Consider the following 20553-nt stretch of genomic DNA (forward strand, 5'->3'; position numbering starts at 1 on the left):
TCGGGCAGGAGCCGCATCCGCTCCTGCCCGATTTCTATCCGGCCTTTGGCAGAAGGCCGGACCTGCCGGCATCGATGAACGGTGCCCAATAGTCGACAGACTCGCGGATCATGGCGACGACCTGATGGTCGACCGGCTCGCGCTCGCGGAACGATAGTTCGAGGCAGATCTCGTTGTCGGTGCCGCCGCCGCGCCGTACCGTCTCCAGCAGTTTTTCGGGCGTGATGCGGCCATCTCTGTTGTAGGCTGATGTGAACGGCCAATGGCCGCCCTTGTTCATCGACGATTGCTTGATGTGGATGATCGGCGATTTCCTGGGAAAGGCTTCCGCCCACGCATAGGGATCGATGTCGGCCGGGTTGCTGGAGGTGACGTCCCCATGGTCGATGTCGACCATCATCTCCAGCGGAATGGCCATCCCGGCCGCGTCGATCGCACCTTGCAGCCCCCGGCAGCTCTCGATGGTATGACCGAACTCGCGGCCGACCGACATCGGTTCCCAGAACAGATAGGTCAGGCCAGCCGCACGGGCGTGTTCGGCGACCTCGCGCCAGCAGTCCAGTGTTATGTCGAACAGCCGTGCGCGGCGCTCGGGGTCGTCATAGTCGCGATGGGTGAAGATGGCGAATTGCGTGCCCATGCCGCTGGCGCCAAGCTCGGCTGAAATGTCGGCGAAGGTCTTGAACCAGTCGACATAGTAGCGGCGCACATCGGCGTCGGGATGGCCGAAATGATTGAGCCGGCCGTAAGGGCCGGTCATGCCCGAGGTGACGCGCACACCGGTACGGTCGAGCGCGCTGCGGAACAGGCGGATGAATTTGACGATCGTCGCCGCCGGCCAGCCCGGATTGACGAATTCATGCGTCAGCTGCACGTCCCGGATGCCGATTTCGTAAGCGATCGTGTCGATCAAGTCATCCGGATCGGCGAAGCGATTGACCAGCGGATTGGTGTTGAGAGAGAGCGTGAAGGCCAAGGCGGCGATCCCTCTCAATACTGGCGCAGGCTAGTGGCAAAGAATGCCGTCATTGCAGCGTCGCCCCCTCGCGGTTGAGTTGCTGGCGGTATTTTTCAGCGTCCCAGTTCAACAGTTCGGCATTCTCTTTCGGGCTGAGATAGTTGACGCGCGCGGCACCTTCGACGCGCGCGGCGACATCGGCCAGGCAGCGCGCCATCGCTTCGGTGCCGGCATTGGCATCCCGGCGCATCAGCACGCCCTTGCCGGGAAAGAGAATGGAGGTTGGCGCGGCCGCAGTGCGGGCGACAACCGCCGCCGCGTTCTCGCCGGGACCGGCGATCACCGAGCCGACACCAAGGAAGATGACATGATCCGGGTAGAGGCTGCCGGAAGCCGCGATGCGGCAACTGGCGAGATCGGTCGCAACGGCATGCGCGGCGGCCGAGGCCGGCAGCCGGTAGTCGCTGCCAGTGGCGAGCCTTAGCAGTGCGTCGAGATCGGGCGGCGGGGCCGGTCGCGGCGACCGCGCAAGCAGTCCGGTCACCCGTTGCAGCAGCAAGGCTGCTTCGGCAACCGTGTCGGCGGCGACCACCAGCCCGTGATTGCCGAGCACCAGCACGTTGGTCGCAGGTCTCAGCCGCTCGGCGATTGCCTGCGCCAGCGGCAGGCCAGGCCGGCGATAAGGCACGAAAGCCCAGTCGAGGCCGCGCAGGCGTTCCTCCAGCACGGCCTCGGCGTTGGCCTGCACGGCAATCGAGATCGTCTCGACACAATGGACGTGGACGACGATCTTCTGGGGCAGCAACGCATGCACCGTCGTTTCGATGGAGGGCCGTAACTGGCGAGGGTTGAGGTCCGCCAGCGTGAACTGTCCGGCCGTCTCGGCCGCCGGGCTGCGATGCGCTACGGCATCGAGTAACGGCGCAAGTGCTACCGGCACCATGATCTCATCGTCGCGCGCGTTCTTCAGCCAGGTGCCGGAGGCTTTGATCCACAGCACGCCGGCCTGCTTGATGGAAGTGTTGCCGCCTGCCCCCTGCACCAGCAGCGGGTCGGCGCCGACGCTGGCCGACAAGGAACGCAGCATGCAGAATTCGCTGGAGTGGTTGTCGCCTTTATGGACCATCAGCCCGCCCTCGCCAGCCGGTTCGCGCACCAATGCTCGAAGGCCGCCCTCTCCTCCGCGGACAGATGCAGGCCGTGCTTTGTGCGCCGTTCGAGAATATCGGCAGATGTCACAGCCCATTCCCGGTCGAACAGATAATTGGCCTCGCGCTCGAAGAAATCCTTGCCGAAGCAGCGCCCCAACCCGGCGAGTGATCCGGCGGCACCGACCAGAAGACGTGTCCTGGTGCCGTAGAGCCGGCCATAATGCTTGAGCAGCGACGCCGGCATCCACGGATATTCGCGTCCGAGGTCGCCGAGAAACTGTTCGAAATCGGCATTGACGATGTCGCCGCCCGGCAGATGCGCCTTGGCTGTCCAGGGCTTGCCCATGCGGGGGAAAAACGGAGCGATCCTGTCCAGCGCATGCTCGGCCAATTTACGGAAGGTGGTGATCTTGCCGCCGAAGACGGAGAGCAGCGGCGCCTGCGCGTCCGGTGCGTCGAGCTCGAAAATATAGTCGCGGGTCACCGCACTGGGGTTGTCGGCATTGTCGTCATAGAGCGGCCGAACGCCGGAGAACGAATAGACGACATCGTCACGCGCAAGACCGCGCTTGAAATAGCGGTTGACCACCTTGATCAGGTAATCGATCTCGCTCTCCTCCGCCGCCACGTCCTCAGGCCGGCCCTCATAGGGAATGTCGGTGGTGCCGATCAGCGCGAGATCGTTCTGATAGGGGTTGATGAAGATCACGCGCTTGTCGCTGTTCTGGATGAGGTAGGCCTGCCTTCCCTCCCAGAATTTCGGCACGACGATATGGCTGCCCTTGACCAGGCGCACATTGCGCCTGGAGTTCTGGCCGGCAACGCGGTTGACGATATCGTTGACCCAGGGGCCGGCGGCATTGATCAGTGCACGTGCCCGAACCACCGTCCTGATGCCCGTCCTGCCATCCTGCATCTCGACAACCCACAGGCCGTTCTCGCGGCGGGCGGCGGTGCAAGCGGTGCGGGTGAAAACCTTCGCACCGCGCTCGGCGGCATCGAGCGCGTTGATGACGACGAGGCGGGCATCGTCGACCCAGCAGTCGGAATATTCGAAACCGCGCCTGAACGCGTCCTTGATCGGCGCGCCCTCTGGCGCGGTGCGCAGGTTGAGCGTGCGGGTCGCCGGCAGCCGCTTGCGGCCACCGAGATGGTCGTAGAGGAACAGGCCGAGCCGCACCAGCCATGCCGGACGGTCGTCCGGGCTGTGCGGCAGCACGAAGCGCATCGGCCAGATGATGTGGGGCGCCGATTCCAGCAGCACCTCGCGCTCGATCAGCGCCTCGCGCACCAGACGGAATTCGTAGTATTCGAGATAGCGCAGACCGCCATGGACGAGCTTGCCCGAGCGCGAGCTGGTGCCTTCGGCGAGATCGTCCTTCTCGCACAGGATGACGGACAGGCCGCGGCCGGCGGCATCGCGCGCAATGCCGGCACCATTGACGCCGCCACCAATGACGAAGAGGTCGACGATTTCAGGACCGCCGTTCATGTCGCCGTGGCCCCGATGCCGGTTTGATGCGTCATGGCGGCTGCCTCAGCATGGATTGACCGGAGGCAGTCCGGCGAGGTAGCGGCGCACCTCTTCAGCCGCCTGTTCGGCGGCGTAGGTCACGGTGCGCACTGAAGCGCCGGCGATATGCGGCGTCAGCGTCACGTTGGGAAGCTGCAGCAAGGGCCAGTCGGCAGGCACCGGTTCGACAGCGAAGGTCTCCAGCATGGCGCTGGCGATCTGGCCTGAAATAAGCGCCTCGTAGAGCGCGTCATAGTCGACCAGCGGCCCGCGTGCGGTGTTGACGAAGATCACGCCAGGTTTCATCCGCGCGATGGTGTCCTTGCCGATCAGGCCGCGCGTCTCCTCGGTCACACGCGAATGCAGAGTGACGACATCGGAGCGGGACAGGAGATCGTCCAGCGCGACCAGTTCGACACCGGCGTTGCGATCCTCCGCGCTCAACTGCACATAGGGATCGCTGACCAGGACGTGGCAACCGAAGGCGCGCAGCAGGCGCACCACCTTGGTGCCGATATTGCCATAGCCGACGACGCCGACCGTCATTTCGCTGAGCTCACGACCGGTGCGGTCGGCGCGGTAGAGATCGCCGCGCCACTCGCCCTTGCGCAAGGCCTCGTGGCCGACCCGGATCAGCCGCGTCTCGGCCAGGATGGCGCCGATGGTGAACTCGGCCACGGCGGTCGCGTTGCGGCCAGGCACATTGACCACGGTGATGCCGTGCGCCCTGGCAGCAGCCATGTCGATGTTGATCGGGCCGCCGCGCGAAACCGCGACCAGCTTGAGATCAGGCAGGCGCCGCATCATGTCCGCCGACAGGGGAGCCAGCTGGGTGACGAGGATCTCGGCATCGCCAATGAAGTCGACCACCTCGTCGGGGTGGCCGAAATACTCCTTGACCTTGTCGAGGCCGAGCGCCGGATTGCCGAACTCCATCGGTTCGTCGGGCCAGGCCGTCTGCAACGTCCTGATGTCGAGGTCGCCGCTCGCGACCTTCTCGATTTTGGCGCGAAACACCTCCGGGAGCATGAAGTTGTCGCCAATGATCGCTATTCTTCTACGCATACTCGACTTCTCAATTTGCCTGCACTGAAGCCATCGCGCGCCAGACCGGCCGCAACGCCTGGTGCGCCAACATGTAGGACGGGGTCATCTTGTCGTAGATCGCAGCGAGGCTGCGGTCGCGCGGCTCGGCTTCGCCAAGCAGCGGCGTCACCCATTCGCCGACGCATGTATCCATGGACGGGTATAGGCCGACGCAGACCGCGGCGATCATCGCCGCACCCGCCGCGCCCGCCTCCTCGCGCGCGCTGGTGCGAATGTCTGCACCCACCGCCGCGCCCAGGATTTTGCGCAGCGCCGGGCTCCTTGCGGCGCCGCCTGTCAGCCGGACCTCGCGCGGCAGCGGCCCCATAGCCGCATAGCAATCGCGCGCCGCGAAGGCCAAGCCCTCGAAGACGGCGCGGACGAGGTCGGCATAGCCGTGCCGCGAGGAAATGCCGACGAACCCTGCCCGCGCATTGGCATCGACGAATGGCCCGCGCTCACCTGCCTCCGACACGTAGGGCTGATAAAGCAGCGAGGCCGGCTGCGCGGCCGCGATCCAGGCGTCGACCAGCGCGATCATCTCACCATTGCTGCGCGAAATGCCTTGCGAGGCGAGAATGCCGGAGGCGAGCCCAAGCACCCAGTCGATGTTGAGCGTCGCCGCCATGTTCGACTGCATCTGCGCGAACACGCCGGGCGCCGGCATCGCCATAGTGTAACCGGTCGCCGCGTCGTTCAGCTGCACATCGTCGGGGGTTTCGGCCAGCCGCATATGCATGCCGGTGGAGCCGATGATCGAGCAGCCTGGCTTGCGCTCGCGGTCGAGCAGGCCGGCGCCGAGCGCGGTGCAGACGACGTCGACATAACCGAGCACGACCGGCGTGCCGGCCAGCATGCCGGTGGCATCGGCGGCCGCCTGCGACAGCCCGGTGCTGTGCCTGGTGCCGTCGACGATCGGCGGCAGCAGATGCCTGAGATCGGCGACGCCGAGCACGTCGAGCACGTCGTCGCTATAGTCGCGGGTGTGGAAATCGCCGAAGGTGAAGGTGCCCTCGGACGGATCGGTGGCGCGTTCGCCGGTCAGCCTGAAATAGAGCCAGTCCTTGCAGTGGAACGCGGTCGCCGCCTTGCCAAGCATTTCCGGCATGGTGCGTTTCATGAAGACGAATTGCGAACCTTGTTGGCAGGCGGCGAGACCGCTGCCGGTCTTCTCGAAGCGAAGCCGATCCTCGGGCCGCGCGCGGATTTCTTCGACGACGGCGGCGGCGCGCGCGTCGAGCCAGAGCCAGCCCTTGGCCACCGGCTCGCCCTTGCCGTCGATCAGCCAGGTGCCGTCGCCTTGCCCGGTCACTGCGATCGCCACCGTCCGGTTGGCGAGATTGGGCACCTTGTCGGCCAGTTGGCGCAGGGTTGTGGCGGCATCGCTCCATGTCCGCGCCAAATCCTGTTCGGCGCCGCCGCCCGGCAGCGTTTCATAGTGGTTCGGCAGCGCGGCGGCAGCGATCTGCCTGCCCGCCGTGTCGAAGGCGATGGACTTGATGACGGAGGTGCCGGCATCGATGCCGATCAGGACGTCACGCATCACGCAAGCTCCATGCCGTGCGAGATCGCCTCGCCGCTCGCCTGGTCGAAGACGTGCAGGTTCTTCGGATCGATGCTGACATTGATCGGTGCACCCAGATCGAGACGCGTGCGGTCGTGCTCGACCAGGACCAGAGAACCGCCGGCGAAGTCGGCAGCGATATGGGTCTGGTCGCCGAGCCACTGATTGGCCGAAACCCTGGCGGGAACCCCCTCCTTCGAGCGTCGGACCGCGTAAGGCCGGATGCCGATGACGACCCGTTCGCGGCTGAGCAGCTGGTCGCGGACCGGAGCGCTGAAGGCATCCTTGTCGTAGTCGAGCGACAGGCCGTCGGGCAGCCTGAGATTGATGCGGCCGCCGGCGGTTGCGACATAGGCCTCGAAGACGTTCATCGGCGGTTCGCCGACAAAGGTCCCGGTGAACAGGTTCGCCGGGCGCTCCTTGATCCGATCTGGCGTATCGAACTGCTGTAGCACGCCGCCCTCCATCACCGCGATGCGGTCGGCAAGCGCATTGGCCTCGGTCTGGTCGTGGGTGACCAGGATCGCGGTCAGCCCGCGCTCCTTGATGAAGTGCTTGATGCGGCCGCGCAGCACAGCGCGCAGCTGTGGTTCGAGCTGCCCCATCGGCTCGTCCAGGAGATGCAGGTCAGCCTCGCGGATCAGCGCGCGGCCGAGGCTGGCGCGCTGCTGCTGGCCGCCGGAGATGGAGCTGGGATAGCGCTCCAATATGTCCTCGATCTCAAGCAGCTTGGCGATGCTGGCGACCTTGGTGTCGACCTCGCTCTTCGGCAGCCTCGCCGCCTTGAGCGCGAAAGCCATGTTCTCGCGCACGGTCAGCGGCGGATAGAGCGAGTAGCCTTCGAAGGCCATCGCCACATTGCGCTTGACCGGCGGCAGAGTGTGCACCTGGCGGCCAGCAACCGAAATCGTGCCGCGCGAGACCTCTTCAAAACCGGCGATCATGCGCAGCGTCGAGGTCTTGCCGCAGCCCGACGAACCGAGCAGCGCCACGATCTCGCCCTTGGCGATTTCCATGGTCAGGTTCTTGACGGCGTGCACGCCCCTGTCGATCGGACCGTAGAACTTATCGACGCCGGAAATGGTCAGTGCGCTCTGGCTCATGCCGCTTCTCCATTGCGCAAAGCAACGACGTTCTTTGAACCGATGCGCTCGCCGCTGGCGTGATCGAACAGCAAGGCGCTCTTGCCGTCGACGGCGATATGGGCCTTGCCCTCGCTGCGCCCCGGCGTTCCGGCCGGGCGCGAAACCAGGATCTCGCGGCCGCGCACGGTGCGCACCAGCGTGACGATCTTTTCGTTGAGCGGCGTCTCCGCCTCGACCGTCACCGGAATGGCGCCGGGCGTGGTTTCCTCGACGAAGCTCAACGCTTCCGGCCGCAGGCCGATCACACAGTCGCGGCCGACCGCCGTGTCGTAGGCGCCGGCCAGATGGACCTGGACGTTGGAGAGGCCGACATAGATGCCCCTGGCATCGCGCGCAGGCTTGACGTCGAGTAGGTTGATGGTCGGGTCGCCGAACAACCGCGCGATCTCGATGTTGGCCGGCTCGCGGTAGATCTGCTCGGGCGTGCCGAGCTGCCGGATGACGCCTTGCGACATCACAGCGATGCGGTCGCCGAGCGCCATGGCTTCCTTGTAGTCCTGGGTGACGTAGACGACGGTGGCACCGCGATCGGCGAGCAGGCGCGGCAGTTCGAGCCGCATCTCGAAGCGCAGCTTGGCGTCAACATTGCGCAAGGGATCGTCGAGCAAGAGAAGCGGCGGCGAACCGACCAGCGCGCGGGCAAGCGCAGTGCGCTGCTTCTGGCCGTTGGAGAGCGCGCGCGGCTTGTGGGAGAGCACATGGGCGATCTTCAACAGCTTGGCGACGCTCTCGACGCCGGCCTTGATCGCACCCTGCGAGGAACGCTTGGCCTCCAGCGGCGTGGCGATGTTGTCGAACGCGGTCATATGCGGAAACAGCGCGAAGTTCTGGAACGCCATGCCGATGCCGCGGAACTCCGCATCGACATCGGTCATGTCGTCGCCGCCAATGAATATCTTGCCCTCGTCCGGATCGATGACGCCGGCAACCAGCCGCAGCAGCACCGTCTTGCCAGCGCCCGACGGACCGAACAGCACGAGGGTTTCGCCATCGGCGACGGTCAGCGACAGATTGTCGAGGACAGTCTGGCTCTTGTAGCGCTTGACGATGTTTCTGAGTTCGAGGCTGGCCATATCTAACCTTTCACCGCGCCGAGCGACAGGCCTTCGACGAGATAGCGCTGCGCATAAAGCGCTAGCGCAAGCGTTGGCGTGATCGAGAGCACGATGGCCGCCGAAATCTGACCGTATTGGATGCCCGAGGAAGTGATGAAAGCGAGCGCGCCGACCGTCACCGGCTGCTTGTCGGCCGACGCCAGCACCAGCGCGAAGACGAAATTGTTCCAGGCGAAGATGAAGGCGAGCAGGCCGGCGGCGGCGATGCCCGGGCCAGCGAGCGGCAGCGCGATCTTGCGGAAGGTGGCGAACCAGGAATGGCCGCCGATGCGGTAGGCATATTCGATGTCGGCCGGAATATCCTCGAAATAGCCGCGCACGATCCACAGGATCAGCGGCAGGCAGATCAGCTGGTAGACCCAGATCAGCCCGATATAGGTGTTGGCCAGCCCGAGCTTCTGGAAATAGAGGGTGAGCGGCAACAACACCAAGAGCGCCGGCGCGAACTTGAACGACAGCAGCGTGAAGGCGATGTCCTCCGAGCCGCGGAACTTGTGCCGTGCGAAGGCATAGGCGGCTGGAACCCCGAGCAGCAGCGAGACCGCGACCGAGGTGGTCGACAGGAACACCGAATTCCAGAGGTTGCGCATGAAGGCAATGTCGAGCGTGCCGGCGGCGGTGATCAGCTTGCCGGTGATCAACGCCGTGTAGTTGGCGAGCGTCGGCTCGAAGATGAGCTGCGGGGGAATGCGCAGGATGGTCTCGTTGGTCTGGAACGACATCATGAATATCCAGACGATCGGGAACATGAAGAAGATCACAACCAGCGTCAGTGCCACGCCACGCAGGATGCGTTCGAGCAAGGAGGTGTGTTCCATGTCGGCCTCCTATGCCTGGCCACGGGCGCGTTCGCGCAGCCGCAGCCAGTTCTTGATGAAGATGTTGGAGAGGAAATAGGTGATCGCCCACAGGATGATCATCAGCGCCGCCGAGCGGCCTACATTGGTCGACTGGAAGAAGTTGAGATAGGCCTCGACCTGGAAGACGGTGAGCGTATCGCCCGGCCCGCCCTGGGTCATGGCGTAGATGATGTCGAACTGCTGGATGGAATCGAGCAGGCGAAACAGCGTTGCCGTCAGGATGTAGGGCGTCAGCATCGGCAGCGTAATGCGGAAGAAGACGAAGCTCCTCGGCACGCCATCGAGGGCCGCCGCTTCAAAGGGCTGCGTCGGCAGGCTGCGCAGGCCGGCGAGCAGCAGGATCATGATGAAAGGCGTGTAGACCCAGATATCAACGAGCACGACGGTGAACAGCGCCGTCGACGGCGACGAGGCCCAGCGGAAATCCTGCAGCCCAATCAGGCTGGCGAGATAGCTCAGCACGCCGAAGCCCGGATTGGTCATCAGCTTCCACATCAGTGCGGCAAGCGCCGGCGCGGTCATCAGCGGCATCAACAGCATGATCGAGATGAAATTGTTCAGTGTCGAGCGCTTCTGCAGCAGCAAGGCGATGGCGAGGCCGAGAAGCAGTTCCAGCACGACCGTGGTGCCGGCATAGAGCAGCGACACCTTGAGCGTGTTCCAGAATTTCGGATCGGTGAAGAAGGAGATGTAGTTGTCGCCCCAGTTGAACTGCCGCGCCCAGGGCTGGCTCAGCCGGTAGCGCTGGAAGGAATAGACGACCGAGGTCAGGAACGGGATCAGAATGCCGATGCAGACGAGCAAGGCCGGCAGGCTGAGCACATAGGGCAGCACCCGCTTGCTGATCCTGAAGCCCGATGGCTTGGGCCTTTGCGATACCACCGCAGTCATCGAGCTGCTCCGTTGTTGCTGTCGCTTCGCCCTGCCGGCCGCCCAAGGGAGCAAGGCGACCGGTCGGGCGAAATAGCGGCCACCTTCCGGCACCGCATCGCAAACGTCAAAAGATGTGATGAGGGCCGGTCCGCCAAGCAGGCCGGCCCTCGTTGCGACTTAACCGAGGCCGGCTTCCTTGAGCTGGCCGTTGATGCTTTCGGCCAGCTTGTCGAGACCCTCGTCGACCGGCACTTCCTTGGCCACCATCTTCTGCAGCGTCGCCGCCCATTCTGTGGTAAGGTCGAAGAACAGCGGCTGCGCGGTGAACTTGATCGAGGCACCGGCCGCCGAGGCGTCGAACATCTCGACATAGCCCGGATAGCTCTTGTTCAGCTTTTCGCGAAACATCTCGTCCTTCCAGACCGACTTGCGGACCGGATCGACGAAATCCATCTTCGTGGCGCCGAACAAACCATGCTCCGGTCCCGAGGCCCATTGCAGGAAATACCAGGTCGCATCCTTGTCCTTCGAGAAGTTGGACATCGCCAGCGACCAGATCCAGATGTTGGGTGTCGAGGCCTTGGCTTGCGGGTTGGCGGTGAAAGCGGCATAGGCGAGCTTGCCGGCCATCTTGTTGTCGCCGCCATTCATGAAGTAGCCGAGGCAATCGGCGTCGAAGATCATCGCCGAGGCGCCGGCGCCGAGATCGGTGCCGACCTGGTACCAGGTGTAGGTCGACCAGTCCTTCGGGCCGCTCTCCTGGATCATCTGCACCCATTTGGCATGGAACGCCTTTGAGCCCGCAGTGTTCATCGCCGCCGCCAGCTTGCCGTCGGCGGAAACCGTCAAGTCCTTCTCGTTGAAGTTCGAGTAGGCCGACAGGAAGCCCGGATGGATCGTCGCCCAGGAACGCGAGCCGCGAACGCCGATGCCGTAGACGCCACCGCCAATGTCCTTCTGCAGCTTGGCAGCGGTGGCGATCATCTCGTCCATATTGCCGGGAACGCCGACGCCGGCCTTGTCGAACATGCCCTTGTTGTAGGTGATGTTGTTCTGCTCGAAAGCCCACGGAATGCACCACTGCTTGGCATCTTCGGAGCCCAGCGCGCCGCCCGGCTTGCCGTTCCAGGCGCAGGACGACTTCACACCCGGCAGGATGTCGTCCCAGGCATAGTTCGGGTTGGTCTTGGCCGGATCCTTGATCCATTCGTTGAGGTCGGTGATCCAGCCGGCGGGGCCATAGGTCCAGGTCATGTAGGCGCCGGTCATGAAGGCATCGTATTCGGGCGAGCTTGCCGAGAGCGCTGCCGTGACCTTGTCGAAATAGACATCTTCAGGGAACACGTCGTAGACGACTTCCATGCCGGTCAGTTTCTTGAAGTTCTCGAGGTCGGCAATCATCGCATCGGCATAGGGATGCTTGTTGAGCAGGAGCTTGATTGTCTTGCCCTTATGCGCCTGCCAGTCGAAATCCGCGGCCAGCGCGCGGGTCTGCCCCAGATTGAGCAGCGTGCCGGCGGTGCCGGCGGCAAGGCCCATCGCACCCAGGCCCTTGATCAGCCCGCGACGGTCGACTTGTCCGCGCAGGAAAGCGTCAATGAGGTCTTTCTCTTTCTCATGCATTTCGTCTTCTCCTCCACAGGGTAGTTTCAACTGAACTGTTGCCGGCTACCCGACCGGCGTCTCTTCCACGAGCGATCGCGCCGTCCGCTCATCGGTTATCAGGCCCTTGAGATAGCGCCCTTCCAGAACGGCCTTGATGGCACGAACCTTGATCTTGCCCCCGGCGACGGCGACGATCCGGCGGCTGGCAATGTCCTCGCGCGTCAGCGCCATCGCCCGGTTGGAAACGGTCGTCGCCACCGCCTTGCCGGCTTCGTCGAAGAAATGGCCGAGCAATTCGCCGACGCCGCCATTGCGGCGGATCTCCTCCATCTCGCCCTTTTCGATCATGCCGGTGGCAACCAGCGACGCTTCACGTTCGGCGGTGCCGATGCCGGCAAACAACAGGTCGGCGGACCGTGCGAGATCGAAGACCTCGCGGATGCCCTTCTGGCCGAGCAGCACGGTTCGGTCCTCCGCCGTGTTGGCGAACATCGGCACCGGCATGACATAGGCTTCGGCGCCGGTGCGCTCGGCCAGGCGGTGAATGACATCGTGCGGGTTGGCCGAGAACTTCCGCGTCAGGCCGCCAAGCAGCGAGACGAAGCGGATCTTGTCTGTCGAGGTGCGCGGCAGATATTCGACGCAAGCGGCGAGCGTGCGACCATGGCCGACACCGATCAGCGCCTCTTCGCCGCGTTCGATCTCGCGTTTCAAGAACTGCGCGCCGGCAATGCCGAGCGCCTTGAGCGGCAAATCCTCGGAATCGAAGTCCGGGACCACCTCGCAATAATCGAGGCCGTAGCGGCGGGACAATTCGTCTTCAAGCTCGACGCATTCCGACACTTCGCCGTCGATATAGACCTTCACCAGCCCTTCCTGGTTGGCCTTGGTGATGAGGCGGTGGGCCTTGAGGCTGGTCAGTCCCAGCCGCTTGGCGACCTCTGACTGGGTCAGGCCTCCGGCATAGTGAAGCCACGCGGCACGGGTCGCCATGCTGGTTTCATCGTCGCGCAGGAGACCGTTGCCGAACCCTACCATTTCCACCCTTTGATATTTTTATCAGTTGCTGCAAAATTTTTCACAAGGCGTGTTCAGAGTCAAGCGATCGATTGGCGCAAATCACGACATGACGACCGAAGCGGGCTTTGGCCGGCCGTCTGACAACGTTCAGTGAGTGGTGATGCGAGGGGCTCTTCCCGCGTGCATGTCAGCATCGCCGGGTTTCAGCCTTGCTTTTGGATTACCGCTTTTTGATCACGCCAGACGCGTGAAGGTGAGCGCGCCTTACGCGCCGGCCTCCGGGCTGTCAGCCTCGGCGCGAACAAGCTTGATATCGGCGCCTGCCGCCCACGCACCGACATCTTCCCGTCGCAAGGCCGCCGCCATCATGTCTGGAAACAGATCCGGCGTGCAGGCGAAGACCGGGATGCCGAGTGCTGCCACCGACCCTGCCATCTTCGGGTCATAGCCCGGCCTGCCCTGGTCCGTCAGCGCCAGCAGCACCACCACATTGACGCCGGAGCGGACGAGTGCCGCCAGCCGCTGCAGCAATTCCTGGCCGTTGCCGCCTTCATAGAGATCCGTGATCAGCACCATATGCGACTTGGTCGGCCGCTCGATGCGATCGGCGCAATAGGCGACGGCCTGGTTGATGTCGGTGCCGCCGCCAAGCTGCACGCCGAACAGGACCTCGACCGGATCGCTGAGCTCCTCGGTCAGGTCGACGATCGCCGTGTCGAAGCAGACAAGCTTGGTGCGCACCACCGGCAAGGAGGCCATTACGGCGGCGAAGATCGAAGCGTAGATCACCGAGCTTGCCATCGAGCCCGACTGGTCGACGCACAGCACCACTTCGTCCAGATCGACCAGCCTGCGCTGCTTGCGCATGAAGCCGACCAGTTTTTCCGGGACGATGGTTTTGTGCTCGGGCTGGTAATGGCGAAGGTTGGCCGAAATGGTCCGCGGCCAGTCAATGTCACGCTGCCGAGGACGGTTGGTGCGCTGCGACCGGTCCAGCGCGCCGCGGATCGCCTCCGCGGTCTTCTGCTCCAGCCGCTGCATCAGCTTGGCAACGATGTCGGCGATGATCGTACGAGCGATGTCCTTGGTCTTGGCCGGCATGACCGAGCGCAGCGAGATCAGGTCGGCGACGAGATTGACGTCGGCCTCGATTGCCTTGAGGAATTCCGGCTCCATCAGCATCTGCTTCAGGTTCAGCCGCTCGAAGGCATCCTTCTGGACGATCTGGACGACCTGCGCGGGAAAGAACGATCTGATATCACCCATCCACTGCGCCACCTTCGGCGCCGAGCGACCAAGGCCGCCGCGCCGCTTGCGCGGATCGGCGGCTGCATCGCCCGTGCCATCGCCGTAGAGTGCATCAAGTGCCGCCGACAGCCGCTTGTCAGTGTCGGACAGCGCTGACGATTTCTCATCGTCGGCGCCGATCGCAAGGCGCCACCGGCGCTCCCGTGCGTCCCCGGACTGCTCAGTTTCGCCGATATCGACCTCGTCATCCATTGCCGTTCTCGCTCATCAGCAAAGGCCGAAGCCGTTCCAGATGCCGGCGCCAGGCCTCGTCACCGTTTGGCGTCGGCGTCAGCCCGGCCGGCAGGCGCCTGGCGCGGCCGAGGACGGCTTCGATCAGCCGCCGCCGCTCCATCGAGTCCAGATGCGAAAACACCCGGCGCAGCAGCGGCAGATGCGCGATGAAGGCGTCTTCGTCGAGGGATTTAAGCCAGGCATCGACCGCGCCGCGTAAGCCTTCGTCATAGATCAGCCGCTGACCGGCGGTGCTGAAGAACCCTTCGAAGAACCCCGCCGCCTCGGCGACCGGCGTGCCCGGCGAGAGGCGCCGCGCGATAAGGCCCGCCGCGGCGTCGGCGGACAAATGCCCGGCTTCGTAAAGCAGATGGGCGGCACAGCCTGCCACCAATGCGGTTGATCGCAATCCATCGAGCACGGCCGCCAGTCCATTACGCCAGGCGTCCAGGACGTTTTGTTCGGGTTCGACCAGCTTGATCGCCTCGTCGGCCTTGCGCATGGCGCCGACCAGCGCCGTCGAAGCCGGGGCGTCGAGGTCGCGCGCGGCGTAGGGAAGCGCGATACCGCCTTCGACGATCAACCGCTCCAACAGGCCGGACAGGCGTTCGGTTTCCGTCTTGCGGGCTTCGCCATAGCGGATGATTTCGGCGAGTGGCGGCACCGATGCCAGGATTTCCAGGCATTCGCTGCTGCGCGCCGCGCGTTCCTCCAGCATCGCCAGCCCGGCGGACGAGGCTTCGGACAGGTTGGCCGTGATGGCGCCCTGGACCAGCGCCGCCAGCGCATCGAGCGATGTCGCGGCGCCGATCATCTGGACCAGCCGGCCATTGGCCGCCTTTTCGATGGTTGGCCCATGAACCAGGTTCTCGACCAGGCGAACGGCATATTCCGGCTCCCACGCCAGCGCCCAGCGCTCTCGAAACGTGCCGCGGCTGCGCCCGCTATCAGTCAGCCTGCCCCAATGCACGCCAAGCACGTTCAGCCGGTGCAGCAAGGTCGACCGGAACAGCCCGCTTTCGCTGCGCAGGTCGACCGACAGTTCGCGCTCCAGCGCTTCGGGCTTCAGCCGCGCCGCCTTCTGGTTGCGCTGCAGATCCTCGATCAGTGGCGCCAGCGGGGTGTCAGGCGGAATTTCACCGACATCGGCACCCAGCAGGAGTTCGGCTTCGACCAGCGCCCACAATATGGCTTCGCCGTTGAACAGAGCGGCGATCGCTGCATCGCGCAATTCCTCGAAGCCGGGCTTTGGCCGCTCGCGTATGACAGCCAGCGTGCGGGCCAGCCTTTCGGCCTCGATCAGCGAAGCGGTCGAGACCATGTGCCCCTTCGCCCGCAGCACTGCAGCGATGCGCGCGAGCCACAGGACCGAGGCGTCGCCTTGCCCACGCGTCCGCCACAGATGCTTGCACCAGCCGGGCGCGACGATGCCGGCGCCATAACCGAAGCCCAGCGCCAGGCGCGGGCCGGTCCATGGCGCCCAGGTCATCGTGCTCTTGCGCCGGGCAAGCCCCTTGAGCAGCGCCTGATCCTCCTTTTGCGATCGTGTCACCTGCAGTGCCGGCACATGGAAGGCGCCGCAGACGACAGCGATCGGTCCGTCGAATTCCTTGCGCGCGGCGGCGATCTCCAGCCGCATATGCGCTTCACGCTTTGCCTCGAATTCGGCAAGCGGGCCTTCGCCTTCGCGCAGCGTCGTCATCGCATCGGCTATGGCCGCGAAGATCGGACCGGGCTCAGGGTTCTGCTCGATGATATCGGCCCACCAGCTCTCGCCATCCTCATAGCCGGCGGCCTGCGCCAGCGTGCCGATCGGATCGCGCAGATGTGGCGCCGTCTCAGCCTCCACGGTGGCTTCCGTTCCATCGGTTTTTTCCGCAGCTTCAGCCGGGGCGACCCGGGCCGAAGACGGCAGGTCGATGAAGCGCACTGCCGCGTTGTTGGCGACGGCCCAGAGCGTCGCCTGATACTCCGGCGAGAACTCGGCAAAGGGCCAGAAGCTCGTCGAAGCCGGATCGTCTTCGGGATAGCAGAGCAGCGCCACCGGCGGCTGCATTTCGGGGCGGGCGAGCAAGGGCAGCAGCGCCGAGGCGTCGGCCGGCCCCTCGATCAGCACGGCGACCGGTTTCAACTCCTGCAACGCCTGCACCAGGCTGGCGGCGGAGCCAGGCCCGTGGTGGCGTATGCCGAAATAGGAAACGTCGCCTGATGCCATGGCGTCAGATCGCTGCGTTCAAAGCGGCGTAATAGCCGGCATAATCGGGCCGCTTCTTGAGCACCGTTTCCAAATATTCCTCCAGCACCAGCTTGTCCTGCACCGGATCTTTCACGATCGCGCCGACAAGGCTGGCAGCCAGACCTTCAGCGCCGAGCTTGCCGCTGTCGAACCAGGCCGCCTGGCTGAGGCCACCGACCATGGTGGCGATGGCTTCAGCCGTGGACAGCGAACCGGACGGCGTCTTCAACGTCACCTTGCCATCTGATGTCGCGCCGGAGCGCAACTCGCGAAAGATAGTCAGAACGCGGGCGATCTCCTCGCCGACATTCTTCGGCACCGGCAGGTCGAGACCGCCGGCCATCTCGCCGACGCGCTTGGAGACGATCGCCACTTCCTCCGCCATGTCTTCAGGCAAGGGCAGCAAGACGACATTGAAGCGGCGCTTCAGCGCCGAGGACAGTTCGTTGACGCCCTTGTCACGGTTGTTGGCGGTGGCGATGATATTGAAGCCACGCTGCGCGTAGATCGAGGTGTTGAGTTCAGGGATAGGCATCATCTTTTCGGACAGCACGGTGATCAGCGTGTCCTGCACGTCCGAACCCATGCGCGTCAGTTCCTCGAGGCGGCAGAGCTTGCCGTCCTGCATGGCGCGGTAGAGCGGCGTCGGCACCAGCGCTTCCTGGCTGGGGCCTTTGGCCAGAAGCTGCGCGTAATTCCAGCCGTAGCGAATCTGGTTCTCGTCGGTGCCGGCCGTGCACTGCACGATCAGCGTCGAGTCGCCCATGATGGCGGCGGCGAGATGCTCCGACACCCAGGATTTGGCGGTGCCGGGAACGCCGAGCAGCAACAGCGCGCGGTCGGTGGCGAGCGTTGCTACCGCTGTTTCCATTAGCCGGCGACGACCGACATATTTGGGCGTTATCACCGTGCCGTCGTCAGCCTTCCCGCCGAGCAGATAGGTCAGCACCGCCTTTGGCGACAGACTCCAGCCGGCGGGCTTTTGCCGGTCGTCATTGCGCGCGAGCGCCTGCAATTCGGCGGCATAGGCCTGCTCGACCGGAAGACGGATGGCTGCGTTCATTTGCTGTTCTCCGGATGGATCATGTGTTGATTCAAGGCCCGCTCAAGGATGCGTTGAGGCGCAGAAGACCGAGCGACGGTGCTGACGGCGCCATGCCGGCCGCGACGACGTCGCCAATCAATTTTTCCGCCGCCGCCGCGGTGACGAGAAAGCCCAGCGCTTCCAGAAGCTGGTCGGCGCCGCGCTTCACGGCATCATCGTTTCCCGCGACAGCGGCGCGCAGCGCCGGCAGCGTCTCGCCGTTCGTCAGGTCGGCCCAGTCCAGCCAGCCTGCTTCAATGCCCTCGGCCAGGCTGAGCGCACCGAGATATTGCGTGTCCTTCAGGATCAGCCTGATCAGGACACGTTGCCGGCGACTGTCCAGACGCGGCATCAAATGGAGGACGAAAAGCGCCGGCTTGCCGCCCTCAGCGACAAGCGTATCGGCCATGTGCGTGACCGATGCATCGCTGCCTGACGCGGCGACCATGCGGGCGACAAGGATATCGACATTGTTGTCGGCGCCGAACTGCCAGGCGCCGATGAAGTCGGGTTCGGTGACGCCGAAGCGCGCGGCAAGATCAACCAGGTTGCAGGTCTCGAACAGTTCGGCGCGGCGTCGTTCCTGCGCCGGCGATTTCAGCTTTGCCGGCGAGTAGGTGGTGCGGCGGCGGATGAAGCCGGATTTGCCTTCCGTGATGAAGGCGGCGAGTTCGGCCGTGGGATTTTCCGGCCCGCCATCGCCTGGCTGGCCGTGCTGGCCCAACCGCGCCAGCAGCCGGCCGGCCAATTCGCGCACCTTGCCGGAACGATCGGCGGACAGGCTTTTCAGGAAGGGCACGTCATCAGGCCCCAGGCCGAAATGCATGAGTGCGATGAGCGTGAGCCTGATCTCCGCCGGCTCGCTTGATCCCTTGGTCTCGATCAGCTCCCGCGCCACGGCCGGCGCGGTGCGGCGCAGATCGGAGAGCGCACTGCGGCGCGCGGCGGGATAGAAATCGTCCCAATTCTGCGCCGTCAGTTGCTCCCGGTCTGTGTGTTTTTCGCCATCCACGCCAGCCTGCCAATCGATCCAGGGTGCATAGACATCCGGGCTGGTCTGATCCGACGCGGCCGGCATCCAGTCCATCGGATGGAGCACGAAGCCGCGACTAGCGACGAGGGCCACCACACGCGACTTGGCTCTTGCGTCGGCGGCGTGTTTCAGCGCAGCCCGCAAAATTGGCCGCAGCCGCTCAGGCAGCATCGGCAAGGCAAGCTCGGGCAGCGGTGGGCGACGCTTCAGCGTCTTTGGTGCTGCCGGCCGCAAGGCAATTTCGAGGGCTTGCGCGGCGATCGCCAGCAGACGGCGCTCACGCTCGTCGGGGTTGGCGCCGGCGGCAATGTCCTTCCAGGCGGCCGGGGCCAAGTCAAAGCTGGTCCCGCCGGTGATCCAGCAATCGCGCATGGTCGCTAGACCCGTCTGCTCGATCTCGTTCACGACAGATCAAGCCTCCCGAACCCGCTCTGCGCCGCCAACAGGTGAAGCCTGCTACCGCTCCATAGGGCTGCCGTCGCCGCGAGGTCCAGCCCAAGCAGCGTTGGGCTGACGGTATCGGCGATCGGCAAGGCAATGCCATGCGGATCATCGGCGGACTGCCACCAGGCATCGCCACGATCGTCCAGCAGGATCGCGCCGGGCGGCAGCATGATAGGACAGTCGGTGAGCCACGGGGCCGTGTCCAGTTTAGCGACATGGGACGCGAGCGGATCGGCTGCGTCAAAGCCGAAATCCGGCCATTCCCTCGACAAGACATCGCCCTTGCGCTCGACCACCAGCGCCCGCAACGGCTGGCGTGCCGGATAAAAGACCAGCCTTGCATCGAAACGATCGCCCGGCGTGAACGCGTTGGATCGACGGCCGGCGGAGGCCGGAAAATAGTCGAGCAGCAGGGCGAATCGCGGACTGGCGCTCTTCAGATCGAGCAGCCAGGTCGAATGGCTGACAAGACCGTCGCGGCGCGTCTCGATCTTCTCGCCGAGCACCTCCCAGACGCTTTCGACCTGGATCGCGTCGGAATTGGCCAGAACCTGCTCGCGGCTTTCCGAAGTTGATACCAGCCGCCGCAGCTCGGCGTCATCAGGTGTCGATCGCCAGGCCTTGGCCAGCAGCACGAGCTTGCCAAGTTCTCGGATCGCGGCGTCCGGGCGCTCTTCGCTGCGCAACCCCATCAGCCGGGATGGAATCTCGTCGATGCGGCCGGCAAGCGCTGTCGCCTTCATGTCGACCAGCCGCGCCGCAATGCGGCGGCAACGATCGCTGCTGTTGTCGACAAAACCGGCAAGGCCGAGCCGCAGTTGATCCGATATCCATTGGTCGAGCTCGTCCAGTGCCGCCGAAACCGCGGAGCGCGTATCCTGGGCGCGCTTGCGCTGCGCGGCCTCGCGGCGTTCGATCGCCGCTGCGTCCTCGACGACAGCGCTTTCGTCGTCGCGCAAGGCCTCGCCAATGCTCTTGCCTCCTGCGCCGGGCACCGATGCAGCCGGCTGCGACGTCGTCTTCCGACGACGGCCGAGCCAGTCATTCACCCATTCCGGCGTCGAGTCGGCTGCAACAAAACTGGCTGGCGTGGTGGCGGCGATCCACATCAGCGCCAACGTGTGCTTGCAGGGAAATTTTCGTGACGGGCAGGTGCATTTGTAGCCGTGGTCGCCGGTGTCGACGACCACGCGATAGGGGTTGGAGCCGGAGCCTTGGCATTCTCCCCAGATGAGCCCCAGCTGTTCGCTCTTTTCGAGCCGGGGCCAGTTCGATTGCCTGGTCAACTTGGAAGCGGAGCTCAGCGACGCCTGGTCGGGCGCGAGCGCTTCGATGGTTTTCAAGT

16 protein-coding genes are annotated in these 20553 nt (G+C 64.6%); all 16 read right to left on the reverse strand.

Annotation, left to right across the window (positions count from 1 at the left end; translation table 11 throughout):
* Positions 1–34: 34 nt before the first annotated feature.
* The 16 genes from EB235_RS28450 to EB235_RS28525 all read right to left on the reverse strand — a co-directional run bounded on the left by EB235_RS28450 (position 35) and on the right by EB235_RS28525 (position 20551).
* Complete coding sequence (locus tag EB235_RS28450) at positions 35–976, reverse strand: sugar phosphate isomerase/epimerase family protein (protein ID WP_027034073.1); 942 nt, start codon at positions 974–976, stop codon at positions 35–37.
* A gap of 49 nt (positions 977–1025) precedes the next feature.
* Positions 1026–2084 (reverse strand): class II aldolase/adducin family protein, encoded by a 1059-nt coding sequence (locus tag EB235_RS28455; protein WP_032926924.1) that lies wholly within the window; start codon positions 2082–2084, stop codon positions 1026–1028.
* Positions 2084–3601: a glycerol-3-phosphate dehydrogenase gene (locus EB235_RS28460; protein ID WP_027034071.1), complete on the reverse strand. Its 1518-nt coding sequence runs from the start codon at positions 3599–3601 to the stop codon at positions 2084–2086. The genes EB235_RS28455 and EB235_RS28460 overlap by 1 nt, the downstream gene beginning before the upstream one ends.
* Before the next feature lie 45 nt (positions 3602–3646).
* A complete protein-coding gene (locus tag EB235_RS28465) occupies positions 3647–4687 on the reverse strand; it encodes a 2-hydroxyacid dehydrogenase (RefSeq protein WP_027034070.1) in 1041 nt (346 codons plus the stop codon).
* Between the two features lie 10 nt (positions 4688–4697).
* Positions 4698–6251: an FGGY-family carbohydrate kinase gene (locus EB235_RS28470; protein WP_027034069.1), complete on the reverse strand. Its 1554-nt coding sequence runs from the start codon at positions 6249–6251 to the stop codon at positions 4698–4700.
* A complete protein-coding gene (locus tag EB235_RS28475) occupies positions 6251–7375 on the reverse strand; it encodes an ABC transporter ATP-binding protein (protein WP_027034068.1) in 1125 nt (374 codons plus the stop codon). Before EB235_RS28475 ends, EB235_RS28470 begins: the two co-directional genes overlap by 1 nt.
* Entirely contained in the window at positions 7372–8490 is a 1119-nt protein-coding gene (locus EB235_RS28480) for an ABC transporter ATP-binding protein (RefSeq protein WP_027034067.1), read from the reverse strand. The genes EB235_RS28475 and EB235_RS28480 overlap by 4 nt, the downstream gene beginning before the upstream one ends.
* 2 nt (positions 8491–8492) lie before the next feature.
* Entirely contained in the window at positions 8493–9350 is an 858-nt protein-coding gene (locus EB235_RS28485; RefSeq protein ID WP_027034066.1) for a carbohydrate ABC transporter permease, read from the reverse strand.
* Between the two features lie 9 nt (positions 9351–9359).
* Positions 9360–10283, reverse strand: a complete 924-nt coding sequence (locus tag EB235_RS28490; RefSeq protein ID WP_023777019.1) for a carbohydrate ABC transporter permease — start codon at positions 10281–10283, stop codon at positions 9360–9362.
* A gap of 159 nt (positions 10284–10442) precedes the next feature.
* The gene (locus EB235_RS28495; protein WP_027034065.1) at positions 10443–11888 is read right to left on the reverse strand and encodes an ABC transporter substrate-binding protein; all 1446 of its coding nucleotides are present in this window, start codon (positions 11886–11888) and stop codon (positions 10443–10445) included.
* 45 nt (positions 11889–11933) lie between these two features.
* A complete protein-coding gene (locus tag EB235_RS28500; RefSeq protein ID WP_027034064.1) occupies positions 11934–12908 on the reverse strand; it encodes a sugar-binding transcriptional regulator in 975 nt (324 codons plus the stop codon).
* Between the two features lie 246 nt (positions 12909–13154).
* The gene (locus tag EB235_RS28505; RefSeq protein ID WP_032926059.1) at positions 13155–14390 is read right to left on the reverse strand and encodes a VWA domain-containing protein; all 1236 of its coding nucleotides are present in this window, start codon (positions 14388–14390) and stop codon (positions 13155–13157) included.
* Entirely contained in the window at positions 14383–16626 is a 2244-nt protein-coding gene (locus tag EB235_RS28510) for a DUF5682 family protein (RefSeq protein WP_032926058.1), read from the reverse strand. The genes EB235_RS28505 and EB235_RS28510 overlap by 8 nt, the downstream gene beginning before the upstream one ends.
* Positions 16627–16630: 4 nt before the next feature.
* Positions 16631–17710 carry an ATP-binding protein gene (locus EB235_RS28515; RefSeq protein WP_027034062.1) on the reverse strand — a complete coding sequence of 360 codons (1080 nt, stop codon included), beginning with the start codon at positions 17708–17710 and terminating at the stop codon, positions 16631–16633.
* A 31-nt stretch (positions 17711–17741) separates the two neighbouring features.
* Positions 17742–19169 (reverse strand): DUF5691 domain-containing protein, encoded by a 1428-nt coding sequence (locus EB235_RS28520; RefSeq protein ID WP_027034061.1) that lies wholly within the window; start codon positions 19167–19169, stop codon positions 17742–17744.
* Positions 19166–20551: an SWIM zinc finger family protein gene (locus EB235_RS28525; protein ID WP_245268924.1), complete on the reverse strand. Its 1386-nt coding sequence runs from the start codon at positions 20549–20551 to the stop codon at positions 19166–19168. The genes EB235_RS28520 and EB235_RS28525 overlap by 4 nt, the downstream gene beginning before the upstream one ends.
* Positions 20552–20553 lie beyond the last annotated feature (2 nt).

Origin of the sequence: Mesorhizobium loti R88b, assembly GCF_013170845.1 — a bacterium.
Classification (GTDB): domain Bacteria; phylum Pseudomonadota; class Alphaproteobacteria; order Rhizobiales; family Rhizobiaceae; genus Mesorhizobium; species Mesorhizobium loti_B.